At 37.4% G+C, this 13353-nt stretch carries 12 protein-coding genes; all 12 read right to left on the reverse strand.

Annotation, left to right across the window (positions count from 1 at the left end; all coding sequences use genetic code 11):
* Positions 1 to 9: 9 nt before the first annotated feature.
* Entirely contained in the window at positions 10 to 582 is a 573-nt protein-coding gene (locus ACAN52_RS15980; RefSeq protein WP_378955922.1) for a TetR/AcrR family transcriptional regulator, read from the reverse strand.
* 239 nt (positions 583 to 821) lie between these two features.
* Complete coding sequence (locus ACAN52_RS15985; RefSeq protein WP_378955923.1) at positions 822 to 1454, reverse strand: hypothetical protein; 633 nt, start codon at positions 1452 to 1454, stop codon at positions 822 to 824.
* Between the two features lie 227 nt (positions 1455 to 1681).
* A complete protein-coding gene (locus ACAN52_RS15990) occupies positions 1682 to 1861 on the reverse strand; it encodes a hypothetical protein (protein ID WP_378955924.1) in 180 nt (59 codons plus the stop codon).
* Between the two features lie 124 nt (positions 1862 to 1985).
* Positions 1986 to 2219 (reverse strand): polya polymerase, encoded by a 234-nt coding sequence (locus tag ACAN52_RS15995; protein ID WP_378955925.1) that lies wholly within the window; start codon positions 2217 to 2219, stop codon positions 1986 to 1988.
* A 100-nt stretch (positions 2220 to 2319) separates the two neighbouring features.
* Entirely contained in the window at positions 2320 to 3303 is a 984-nt protein-coding gene (gene yjfF, locus ACAN52_RS16000) for a galactofuranose ABC transporter, permease protein YjfF (RefSeq protein WP_378955926.1), read from the reverse strand.
* On the reverse strand, positions 3278 to 4360 hold the full coding sequence (locus tag ACAN52_RS16005) for an ABC transporter permease (RefSeq protein ID WP_378955927.1): 1083 nt from the start codon (positions 4358 to 4360) through the stop codon (positions 3278 to 3280). Before ACAN52_RS16005 ends, yjfF begins: the two co-directional genes overlap by 26 nt.
* Before the next feature lies 1 nt (position 4361).
* Positions 4362 to 5873, reverse strand: coding sequence for a sugar ABC transporter ATP-binding protein (locus ACAN52_RS16010; protein ID WP_378955928.1), 1512 nt, complete (start codon positions 5871 to 5873; stop codon positions 4362 to 4364).
* A gap of 124 nt (positions 5874 to 5997) precedes the next feature.
* The gene (locus tag ACAN52_RS16015; RefSeq protein WP_378955929.1) at positions 5998 to 7857 is read right to left on the reverse strand and encodes a substrate-binding domain-containing protein; all 1860 of its coding nucleotides are present in this window, start codon (positions 7855 to 7857) and stop codon (positions 5998 to 6000) included.
* Between the two features lie 6 nt (positions 7858 to 7863).
* Entirely contained in the window at positions 7864 to 9075 is a 1212-nt protein-coding gene (locus ACAN52_RS16020) for a response regulator (RefSeq protein ID WP_378955930.1), read from the reverse strand.
* 15 nt (positions 9076 to 9090) lie between these two features.
* Positions 9091 to 10860 carry a cache domain-containing protein gene (locus ACAN52_RS16025; protein ID WP_378955931.1) on the reverse strand — a complete coding sequence of 590 codons (1770 nt, stop codon included), beginning with the start codon at positions 10858 to 10860 and terminating at the stop codon, positions 9091 to 9093.
* Between the two features lie 179 nt (positions 10861 to 11039).
* Positions 11040 to 12542 carry an L-arabinose isomerase gene (gene araA / locus ACAN52_RS16030; RefSeq protein ID WP_378955932.1) on the reverse strand — a complete coding sequence of 501 codons (1503 nt, stop codon included), beginning with the start codon at positions 12540 to 12542 and terminating at the stop codon, positions 11040 to 11042.
* A 75-nt stretch (positions 12543 to 12617) separates the two neighbouring features.
* A complete protein-coding gene (araD, locus tag ACAN52_RS16035; RefSeq protein WP_378955933.1) occupies positions 12618 to 13313 on the reverse strand; it encodes an L-ribulose-5-phosphate 4-epimerase in 696 nt (231 codons plus the stop codon).
* Between the last annotated feature and the right edge of the window lie 40 nt (positions 13314 to 13353).

Raw genomic sequence — 13353 nt, forward strand, 5'->3', positions numbered from 1 at the left:
CCTCCTTTTTTAGCTAAACAGCTTACGAACCGAGGAACTAATTTTTGTCTTCAATATATGAAAGTCAGGTAATACATCATGAAAATACGGATACTGAGCTAAGGGTTGTAACATAATTCCTGTATAAATCGTAATCCAAAGATAGACTTCTTGCCGCGGTATCTCTCCACGATCCATACCCTCATTTATGATTTTTCGAATGATAAAATGAGGTTTTATTTCCTCTTCTACCATATCCCATAAAAAATACTGGGATAATAATGCAAATCGAATTTCATTGGGATACTCTTGATATAAATCATAAGTGAGTTCAACAATGCGGCAAAGCTTGTTCACAGCCTCATGATCTTCGGCATCAATCAACTCCAATTTCTTAGTATATTCACTAATAATGGCACTAAAGATATAAAGAGCCATATCCTCTTTGCCTTTGAAATGTTTGTATAAGGCCGCTTCCGATACTCCAGCAGCTTTGGCGATATCTCGCACTGATATCGCATGATACCCTTTCGAAGCAAATAGTTCCAAACTAGTTTTTAAAATAATACTTTTTTTACCGTCATGTAAAAAGAGCTGCTTCATAAGCCCCCTCCAATTAGTTAACGTTCGTTAACTAAACTATAATATAGTCTCATGACTCTGTCAATCAGTTTCTAATTATTTTTCCTATCATAAGCAATCACTATGCAAATTTTAACAACCTATCGACTTAATAATTTCTATTTCCAATGATTCCTTATTATAGAAAAAAAGACTCTACGGTAAAATCCGTAGAGTCTTAACAGTTAAAAAATCATTTTCTAGCAACAGTTTCATAAGGATCAGCCCATAAAGAGTCCAAGAATATCAGCAGGCTTGAGATTCGTATGCAATTCTAACATTCCTTCGCGCGTCGTTATGCTATTAATATCAATTTTTCTTCCCATTTCACTACTAAGAAGTGTTTTTTCAACAAGGGGGCGAAAATTTACTTTAAGTGTGTTGCCGGAAAATTTTGCATCGACTTCTTTTACATCTTTTAATGGATTTCCATACAAATCCGCAATCGCTCCTAGACTGACAAATTTGAGCATCCAAGATAGAAGTGGTTTATCAGCAAGTTTTTTGTCACGAATATCAACTTCTACATAGGATTCAGTCTGATTATGAACAAACTGCTTAATTTCACAAGTTAGGGCAACTTTTCCCATACTACTATCAAATGTAATATACATCTTGTTATCATTTAGTAGCTTCAATTGAGGATTCTTGACTTTGTCATTCGTGAAAGAATTGGTAAAGTAATCATTCAATGCGGTTTCAGGAATGACCCAGACCCCATCGTTTAAACCATCCATTGTTTGCGCTTTCCAAATTGTCTGTGTTAACGATGTATTGTCTGCTGGAACTGGATTTGCCATTACAGGAAAAGTGAACAGGATACTGATTAATAAATAGGTCACTATTTTTAACAATGTTATGTCTCTCCTTCAGATACCAAATTAAACAAAGCTAACGCTTGTTTGCAAGTTTTTTATTAGTTCTTGTCAATGATATACCTGTGCTAGATAAAACTTCACTGCTATCCCTATTTTATTTACTTCCCTAAGAGTTAGAAATTTCCTGCCGATTTTTCCTATTATTTCCCTTGTTTTTGGTTACATTTCCCTTACATTTAAATTACATCATGACTGCCTCCTTATCAATCGGCATCATCATCCCATTTTTTCACATAAGTATCAGGCGGTAACATTAGCATTTTTCTAAAAATATAATTTTCACAAAATGCAGTTCGTTGCTCAGTTTTACCTTTCTTAATACAATCAACCCATCCATCACCTAAATCATCGCGAAAGAATAAGCATTTATCACAAAGTATCATAATCAATCACCTCAGACTATGTCTATTGATATTTGATAAAAATTATGCCCTTTCCCACGCTCAAAAACAACCACCCTCCTCAAATGAATGAAGGGGTGGCCTGTATGTATATACTTATTTTACATTATCCTCTGATTAGATATTCCAAAAGTATTTTTACATCTTCTGGTTCCGAAGCAATAATTTCAATTTCATCGATTTTTGCCTCACTAAATATCTTGGATAAAGCAAGATACTGGCATAATTTTGACTTTAAGTTTAGACGATCACCCTCTGAAGTAACTAATTCAATCCTGCCTTTACATTGATCAACTACTTCTATAAATCGTTCCACATTTGTAATCCCGAGTATTTTCATAGAACATCTCCCCCTCCAATTTTTAAATAACACTTCGTCACTGAGCTACATTTTCCCTGCATTTCCTCAATTCATCTGCTATTTAAAATGAGTCACTTCGTTAGGCGATTGATTTACTCCGTTCTTTGCGCGCAACAACAATTCGCTGCAATACAATGAACACGCACAGTAAAAAAGCAACGGCAATTTTAGTCCACCACGAACTTAATGTCCCTTGGAACATAATGATCGTTTGTATCACACCTTGGATTAATACACCAAACAACGTTCCTGTTATAAATCCAACACCACCTGTCAAAGGAGTCCCACCAATAACAGCTGAAGCAATTGCATCCATCTCAAGACCTACAGCATGCAATCCATAACCAGAGAGCATATAGAAGCTAAATACAATCCCCGATAAAGCTGAACAAAATCCATTTAAACCGTACACGAGTATTTTTGTTCTGCCCACGGGCAATCCCATCAACATAGCCGATTGTGCATTCCCGCCCACAGCATATAGACTACGTCCAAATTTAGTATAATTAATAAGATACAATGCGATCAGTACTAAGACTAAGGCAATTACAACACTGATTGAAATAAAGTTATTAAAGGGTAATGGTATGCGATAAGTCGCAACAAGTTGATAAAAAGGATCGGTAATCATAATGGTATCAATACTAATGACATAACATAGTCCTCTTGCTAAAAACATCCCTGCAAGGGTTACAATGAAAGGCTGTATATTAAAAAAATGAATGAAACTACCTTGAATGAGGCCAAATAATACTCCCATCAACAACATGGATGGAATGACAACAAAAGGACTCCAATGTTGCATTTCTAGCAAATAAGCAGAAAACATGCAGACTAAGGCAATCAGTGAACCAATGGAAAGATCAATCCCTCCAATAATCAATACAAAGGTCATACCAATGGCTGTGATAATCAGAAAAGCATTATCAATGAGCATATTAAGAAGTACTTGGGTGGAAAAGAAACCAGTGTACAAAGCTGAGCCCACTGCGAACAAAGCAAAAAATAATACAATGGTGATGATTAAATTGATGTACCTATAACTTAGCTGCATTTTTTTCATCGATAATCCCTCCTTTCTCAGCTCTTCTGGCAAATACAATTTTACGGAAAGTAGCGGATTGTAATAAACAGATGATAATAACAACTACGGATTTTACGACAAGTGTTATTTCTGGCGGTACGCCAATTGCATAAATGGTCGTTGTGATACTTTGGATCACTAGCGCTCCAATCAGGCTTCCTAGTATAGAAAAACGACCGCCATCGAGAGAATTTCCACCAATAGAAACTGCTAAAATCGCATCTAATTCTGTAAATAGTCCTGCATTATTTCCATCGGCAGAACTTACATTAGAGCAAATAATAAGCCCTGCGATCCCAGCACAAAAACCAGAAAAAGCATACACTGAAAAGATATATTGATTGACATTAATACCGGCAAATCGGCTGGCAATGGCATTAATACCAATGGATTCGATAAACATCCCGATTGCAGTTTTTCGCACTGCATATAAGGTAATTCCAAATACGAGGGCAACAATAAAGAGAGCAAAAGGAAAACCTAATAAAAATCCAGTACCAATAAATTGAAAAGGTTTGTAATAAATGGTAATAATTTGCCCTTGGGTAATGAGTTGAGCAATCCCCCGACCAGCAACCAGTAAGATCAGCGTGGCAACAATCGGTTGAATTCCAACCTTAGAAATAAGGAGTCCATTCCACATTCCTAAAATGGTTGAAACTAACAGTGCAATTAGAATTGCAATTGGCATAGGCACCAGAGTAACGAAGGTTTGCACGCCATCAACATATTCCAATTTTCCACCAATGAGAGAAGCCGCCACGGCGCCAGAGATCGCAATGACTGAACCGACTGAGATATCGATCCCCTTTGTCGCAATGACTAAGGTCATACCAATGGCAATCATCATAAGAGGAGTAGCCCGATTAAGAATATCAATGATCACTCCATAAAAATGACCATCTTTGATTTCAATCGTAAAAAAATTTTTGGTGAAAAAGAGATTAAAGAGTAATACGACAAATAGTGCCGCCAGAGGCCAACAAAGCTTTGAACTAGTGAATCGTTCCCATACTTTTGTTATCTTCTCCATCATGCTACACCCCTGCTATCGTCTGCATAATATATTTTTCTTCAATTTCATCACCTGAAATCTCCGCCACCTTTACCCGGTCTCTGAGAACTGCCATCCGACTCGAACATCGAACGGACTCATCAAGTTCAGATGAAATAAATACAACTGACATGCCCTCTTCAGCCAAGGACAGGATCAATTTTTGAATTTCAACTTTGGCACCGATATCGATGCCTCGCGTCGGTTCGTCAAGTATTAATAAATTCGGTTTAGTCAGCAACCAGCGCGCAAGGATGACTTTTTGTTGATTACCTCCACTTAAATTTTTAATGAGCTGTTCAGGCCCTGATGTTTTGATATTCAATAAGTTGATATATTGATCAGCGATTTTTTCTTGTTCGCGTTGAGTAATGTATTTCATCCATCCGATTTTTGCTTGCAACGCCAAAACAATATTTTCACGAACCGTGAGTCCATCAATAATTCCTTCTGTTTTCCTATTTTCCGAACAATAGGCTAAGCCATGTTGAATGGCATCGACAGGAGTATGAATCTGAACAACTTGCCCATCAATGGTTATTTCCCCACTATCAGCCTTATCGATACCAAAAATAGTCCGCGCTACCTCTGTACGTCCTGAACCGAGCAGTCCCACAAGACCAAGGACTTCTCCTTTATTGATGACAAGATCAAATGGATTAATTGAACCTTTATGACCAACACCGCGCGCCTGTAAAAAAACATTGCCCTGGGCGGGGCCATCAGCGCCTTCACTATTTTTACAAGTATTTTCAAAGCCTTCAAAAGCTTTACCAATCATTTTCGCAATGAGTTGTACACGTGGTAAGGCAGCTGTTTCATAACAACCCACCAGTTCCCCATTACGCAATATAGTAATTCGATCAGAAACAGCATATACTTGTTCAATAAAATGGGTTACAAATAAAATCCCCATCCCTTCCGCTTTTAGTTTACGAAGAAGATCAAATAATTGCACGACTTCTTTCGCATCCAAGCTGGAAGTTGGTTCATCTAAGATTAAGACTTTAGCTGATATATCAAGGGCTCTGGCAATTGCCACCATTTGTTGCACCGCTACAGAATAACGTTCTAAAGGTTCAGTAACATCAATTGTTAAATTCATTTTCTCCAGCAATTTTTTTGACCGCTGATTCATTTCTTTCCAATTAATGCTGCCAAAACGTAAGGGTTCCCGTCCAATAAAAATATTTTCCGCAACCGATAAATTAGGACAAAGATTGACCTCTTGGTATACAGTACTAATTCCTAATCGTTGTGCATCATAAGGAGAACTGGGTCTAATGGAGTTACCTTCCAAGATAATATCTCCGCCATCTAATCGTTCAACACCTGTCAATACCTTGATCAACGTCGATTTACCAGCTCCATTTTCTCCCATCAAGCAATGAATTTCTCCAGGTTTTAGTTCAAAATCTACATTAGTAAGTGCCTTAACTCCTGGGAAAACTTTATATATCCCCTTTGCTTTTAATAACAAATGATTTTCATCCATACCTGTTTGTTCACCTCCACAGCAAAATCAATCTTTTCACTGATTTTATTATAAGGCAAGAGGCTTATTTAAGTATTTAGAATAATCAATAATTTCTTATAGTTTTCCGAACTGTTTCTTTTTTTCAATATCTGCGATTCAGACGATCCATTCTGGCTGTTTCTGCTGGGAATACACCTTCTGAAGTGATAATTCTCACAGGCAGCTGCCTGCCTGACATCAAATTCTTTACAGTCTGCATCAATTGAGGACCAAGGAGAGGGGTACATTCGACTGTGCAGTTTAACTTGCCTGCAAGCATCGCATCAAAGGCAGCTTCTGTGGCATCAATTGAAACAATTAAAATGTCCTTGCCCGGTCTAAGTCCATATTCTTCAATTGCTTTGATGGCCCCTAGTGCCATATCATCATTGTGCGCATAGACAACATGAATATCTTTCTTATACATTTCTAAAGCCGACTTCATCATTTCATAACCACTATCTTTTGTAAAATCTCCAGCTACGGAATAGATCACTTTAAATTGAGGATGATTAGCAATGATTTCAGCAAAACCTTTCTTGCGATCAATGGCAGGTGCTGAATCGGCTGTCCCTTCAAGTTCAACAATATTAACGCCTTCTGTGGTCGTTTCTTTTCCAATAAGCCATCTGGCTACTCTTCGTCCTTCTTCAACAAAATCACTACCGATAAACGTATAATACAAAGAATTATCTGCAGATTTAATGCCACGATCAGATAAAATTACAGGAATACCCGCCCCTTTAGCTTCCTCTAATATTTCACTCCAACCCGATTCTACGATCGGAGAAAAAGCAATCACATCAACTCCTTGATTGATAAACGATCTGATAGCACGAATCTGACTTTCCTGTTGCTGGTCACCTTCTATAAAAATAAGCTCAATATTAGCCGCATGAGCAGCTGCTTTAATCGATTGTGAATTGGCTTTACGCCAATCACTTTCTGCCCCGAGTTGAGAGAATCCTAACACAATTTTATGATTACTATTATCTTTTTTAACCTCATGATTCACTTTTGCATACTGAAAAACATTCGATAACGTAATTTTATTACTCCGTGAAATAATTTTCTTAGGAATTCCTCTCTCTTTATTTAAAATATCAAGAGCATATTGAATGGCTTCGCGCCCACCAGTCAAACAAGTAAATGTTCCTTGTAAAATCCCTTTCTCCACTAATTGCAGCCCGCCATTTGGACCTGCAAATCCATCAATACCAACAAACTTTATCGTATTGATCCCTTTTTTCTTGGCAGCTTTATATGCCCCAAGTGCCATATAGTCGCTGTGAGCAAAAACCACATCAATCTTTGGATACTGCTGTAACAGCTTTTCCATCTCATCTTCAGCCTTATCCCGCTGCCAGTCAGCAATGACCGTATCGATAATTTTTATATTGTCATATTGATTTATGATTTCTCGAAAACCAGCACTTCGTTCCTGGAGAGAAGGCAGTCCCGTAGGTCCTTGAATCTCCACCACATTTCCACCTGTTCCTGCCAGTAACTCTCCAATATATTTCCCTGCTTCCCTGCCAATAGACTTATTATCTGGACCAATATATAAAGTATAATCATAGCCTTCCACTGCACGATCAAGAACAATGACTGGAATCTTTTTGTAAGCCTTCGCCACAATTGGTGTTAGAGCGACAGAATCATTAGGGGAAATAATTAATAAATCAATTCCTTGCTGCAATAACTTTTCTACATCAAGAATCTGCTTTTCACTATTTTGAACAGCATCTGTAACAACAATCCGAACATCTTTATGTTTTAAGGCCTCTTCTTTGATCTCCTCATTCATGATGACTCTCCACGGTTCAATCAAATTGGCTTGGGATACGCCAATGACAAATGTAACTTGATCTGAGCTTTCCTCTTGATTAAAGCTACGCTGACACCCTGTAAGAATGAATATGAAAATAAGAAAAATAGCCATACTATACTTGATTTTCAACACCAAAAATTACCTCCAATTACCTTTTTTGCGGTATTCTGCTGGAGATAAACCAACTACTTTTTTAAAGGCTGTACTAAAATAATGCTGATTATTATATCCCACTCGTTGAGCGACTTCGTAGAGTTTTACCGTAGGATCACTCATAATTTGAATGGCCTTTTCAACTCTGACCTGTATCAAATAATCAATAAAAGAAACGCCAATCTCATTTTTGAGCAATCGGCTTAAATAAGTAGGGCTAATTTGAATCGTATCCGCTAAGTTTTGCAGAGATAAATCTTCCTTATAATAATAGGTTTCGATGTGTTTTTGAGAAAGAAGGACGATGGGAGTATAACTAGCCTTACGATTTAATTCCAAAATCAGCTCATGATAAACAGGCGAAATACATGTCACTAGGTCACTTAAGGGTCGCTGGGCAATAATGACAACTTGCTGCAAATATTCTTCGACAAGTTGTTGCAAAGAACTACTCAGTTCATACCATTCTCCTAGATTATGAATGGATGTAATGACAACTAAGTTATCGGCTTCATCATGAAACATGATATAGGGCTGCCATTGTTCCAATACTTCCCTATAAATATTTCGTATGGAAAACAATAATAAATCACGATCCCAGTCTTTTAATAATTGTCCTTTTGTAAATTGCCCTGCGACTTTTACAACAATCATACCTGAGATCGGTGGCAGATCAAATTCCAAAAAATTAAGTTGGGTCTCAATATATTCTTTACTAAGCTGTCCTTTTATCCAATCTCTACAAAAATTTTCACGTAAAAATGGCAAGTTTTTCTTTGTTTCTTGATTAGCCCACGTCAAATATTGATTTTGCAAACGAGAATGAGCTAATTGCTCTGCTGCTCTTTGTAAAACTGCCATTAATTGTTCCCCAAAAACTGGTTTTAATAGATAATCAAATACTTGTAATTTGATGGCTTTTTGGGCATAACTAAACTCATCATGTCCAGTAATAACGATGATGATCGAATCTGTTACGATCGACTTTAATTGTTCAATAAACTGTAATCCATCCAAAAAAGGCATACAAATATCAACAAGTAAAATATCTGGGCGCGTTTCTGCCACAACATCTAACGCCATTTCTCCATCTTCTGCCTCACCAACGACTTCCATATCAAGTTCCATTGTTGTAATCAAACTCTTTAGACCGCGGCGAATTTTAGGTTCATCGTCAACGATGACTACTTTCAACATATGATCACCCCTATTTTAAAGTAATGGATGCCAGACTTCCACCGTAGTACCTTGTTGATAAACACTATGATAGACTAACCCATATTCCTTACCAACGGATAGTTTTATTCGCTCATTGACATTAAAAATACCAAAGCCAGTTTTAGCTGTTTCCACATGATTATGATCAAGGAGTTGACTGATCTCTTTTAATTTTTCTGTCGTAATACCGATACCATTATCCTCTACGCTAAAATATAATTTTCCTTCTTTTTCTTTGGCAGTAATCGTAATTTTACCGACACCCCGCCGTGCATTTATCCCATGATAAATTGCATTTTCTACTAGAGGCTGCAATATGAGTTTCAAAACATTATATTTTAGAATCCCTTCATCAAAATTGACTTCATAGATTAATTTATCTTCATAACGCGCTTTCTGAATTGCCAAATAACTTCGGACATGTTCCAATTCTTCTTGAACACTAATCATTTCTTTTCCTTTACTAAGTCCAATACGAAATAAGTTCGCTAATGCTCCTAAAATAGCAACCACATCATGTGCCCCATGCTCTTGCGCCATCCATTGGATAGTATATAAAGTATTATAGAGAAAATGAGGTTTGATCTGGGCTTGCAAGGTTTTAAGCTCTGCTTCTCGTTTACGTTGCTGCTCCACATATACCATATCAATTAAGTTACTAATCTCTCTAATCATATGATTAAAGCTATTGCCAAGGCGACCAATTTCATCATTATATTTACTATTAAACCGTACGCTTAAATCCCCTTCTTCTGCTCTTTTCATTAGACTCCCTAGCTTACTAAGAGGTTTTGCAATGGATGCAGTAAAAAAGAAAGCGACAACGACTGCTAGTACTAAGGTTATGATACAAATGATAATAGAATAATGGCGCAGAAGACTGACTTCGTGGAGGGTTTCATTGAGAGAAAATACACCGATTGTCTTCCAATTGGTATAGGCAGAATCTTTATAAATAATTTGAAAATCGCTACCTTGAATTTTTTTCACAATACTATTCATAGAATCTGTCAGCCATTCATTTTTCACGCGATATACAATGGAATTCACAGGTGCGTATACGATGCCACCATTCCCATCCATGAGATAAAGAAAACCGCTTTTCCCCAAGGTAACAGTTTCAATCACTTCTTTAATTTTATCTAATTTTAGATCGATGAGAATGACACCAAGGCGTTTGCCTGTCACTGGATCAACAACGGCTTTCGTAATGGAAACAACCTCATCTGCACTATAATTAAGATTTGTTTTGATATTACGACCAATGGGTTTACTAAATAATTGCATTGTTTGAGGTGATGCCAAAGCCCGTTTATACCAAATTTCATCAGTTAGAGGATCACGAGAAATACGCTGCATTGTATTGCTAATATACAGATTATGTTCATTAACCACTAATATACCAGCAACTTCAGGATGAGTATCCTTATAGGTCTTTAAAGATCGTCTTGCTGCAAGATGAAAATCCTCATTTTCTTCCTTATTCCCCTCACTTTCAAGCTGAAGAAAATCAATCACTTGAGGATCATTCGAAAGATAATAGATTATATTTTCCATATCATGAATATAAAATTCAACATTACGAGTTACCTGCTCAATCATTTGTTCGGTATGTATATTGGCCTGGTCTTCAATGGATTTGCTATAAATCACATTACCTAAGACCCCTAATGTCACAATCGGCAATAAAATAAGAGTAAAAAAATATAATAAAAGTTTAGATCGAATGTTCTCCACTTTGAGTAAACGATGAAAAAGTCCCACTATTGCACCGTCCTAGCACTGTTTTTTAATCACCTTCTTCTATTATACACAAAACAACCTTTTAACTGGTAATAAATTGCAAAGTAATTCGCTCTGTTTTTTTAGACCTTACAATAAAACCAGCTCAATCTCTCTAATGCTAAAGAAATTCGAGCTGGTTGTATTTTAAATTTAACTTATTATTTGGCTAAATGATAATATAAATCATTCCAGCGCAGTTCTTTCTTCAAATCGCTAATTTTCGTTTCATGATCAATGACTACATATTCAATTCCAGCGATTTCGCTAAAATCTTCTAAATGTTCTTTTGTTACAGCTTGGCTAAATCCACTATGGTGAGCTCCTCCCGCTAAAATCCATGCTTGTGCACCCACTTTAAGATCAGGTTGTGGCACCCAAAGGGCTCTTGCAACTGGAAGTTTAGGCAAATCAAACTCTGGAGCCACTACCTCTAATTCATTCACCACTAATCTAAAGCGACTTCCCATATCAATCATTGTAGCATTAAGCCCTCTGCCTGCACCTACATTAAAGACTAAACGGACAGGATCATCCTTACCTCCGATGGAGAGGGGATGAATTTCCAGTGATGGTTTTTGATTGGCAATCGATGGGCACACTTCGAGCATATGAGAACCAAGAACCTTCATGTTGCCATCTTCTAGATGATATGTATAATCCTCCATAAATGAGGTTCCACCTTGAAGACCATATGCCATGACTTTCATTGCTCTGACTAATACCGCTGTTTTCCAATCGCCTTCACCACCGAAGCCATAACCAGCCGCCATTAACCGCTGACATGCCAGTCCTGGCAGTTGTGACAAACCATACAAATTTTCAAAATTTGAAGTAAATCCTTTAAAATTACCAGCTTCTAAGAATTTTTTCATCCCTAATTCAAGTTTGGCAGCCTCTTTGAGGGAAGCACGCTTAGCCCCACCTTCAGCAAGTTCTTCTGCCACCAAATATGTTTCTTCATATTCAGCAACTAACATTTCGATTTCAGAATCACTCACACCATCCACATATTTGGCAAGATCACCTAAGGCATAACCATTGACAGAGTATCCAAATTTAATCTGTGCCTCAACCTTGTCACCTTCTGTCACGGCTACTTCCCGCATATTGTCACCAAATCGAGCAAATTTAGCTCCCTGCAAATCATTCCAGGCCAAAGCAGCTCCACACCAAACCGCGAGTCTCTCAATTACATCTTCATCCTGCCAGAATCCAACAATCACCTTACGAGCCCTCTTCATACGCGTGCAGATAAACCCAAATTCTCGATCGCCATGAGCTGATTGATTGGTATTCATAAAGTCCATATCAATTTCAGACCAAGGGATATCTCGATTGTATTGAGTATCAAGATGGGCCAAAGGTTTATTTAATATATTCAGCCCACCAATCCACATTTTTGCTGGTGAAAAGGTATGCATCCATGCAATCAATCCGATGCAATTCTCTGCACGATTGGCCTCTACGCAAAGATCATAGATCCCATCTGGAGTCGTTAAGATTGGTTTAAAAATCACTTTTACAGGTATTTTATCATTTTCATTAAATGAGTTCGCAATTGTTTTTGAATGCTCTGCCACCTCTTCTAAGGTTTCTGTGCCATATAGATGTTGGCTACCAGTGATAAACCATACTTCTTTATTTTTTAAATTACTAAACATGATCTTCCTCCTTCTTTTTACTCATGGATTTTTCATTTCTTTGACATGCTCAATAAAATGCATCGGATCTACATATCAAATCTTGTTTTGCCCATAATAGGCATTTTCGCCATGCTTTCTTAAAAAATGTTTATCAAGTAACACCTGATCAATTGTCTTGACCTCTGGATTGGTAGAGTAAGTCAAGAGGGCCATCTTTGCTAATTCCTCTAATACTACAGCATGATAAACGGCCTCATGAGCATCTTTTCCCCAAGAAAAAGGTCCATGATTCGCAACTAACACTCCAGGGAGATGAATCGGATTTCGATTTTTAAAAACCTCTACAATCACATTACCCGTTTCTTCTTCATATTTTCCCTTAATTTCTTCTGCACTCAAACTACGAGCACAAGGAATATCACCATAAAAGTAATCTGCATGTGTCGTTCCGAGAGCAGGAATGGATTTTCCTGCTTGAGCCCACGTAGTTGCATAGGTAGAATGAGTATGAACAATACCTCCCACTTCAGGAAAATTTCGATATAATACCAAATGCGTAGGCGTATCAGAAGAAGGTCTAAGACTGCCTTCTACTTGCTCTCCATCTAAATTCAGGACCACCATATCGTCAGGCTGCATTTCATCATAATCCACACCACTCGGCTTGATGACCATCAAACCTTTCTCCCTATCAATTCCACTCGCATTACCCCAAGTAAATAAAATGAGTCCATGTTTTTGCAAATTCATATTGGCTTGCCATACTTGTTTTTTAAGTTCTTCTAACAAAATGATCTCAGCCTCCTTTGGTTTATCCTATGACTTTTGA

It is taken from the genome of Pelosinus sp. sgz500959 (assembly GCF_042610375.1).
GTDB lineage: Bacteria > Bacillota > Negativicutes > DSM-13327 > DSM-13327 > CTSoil-075.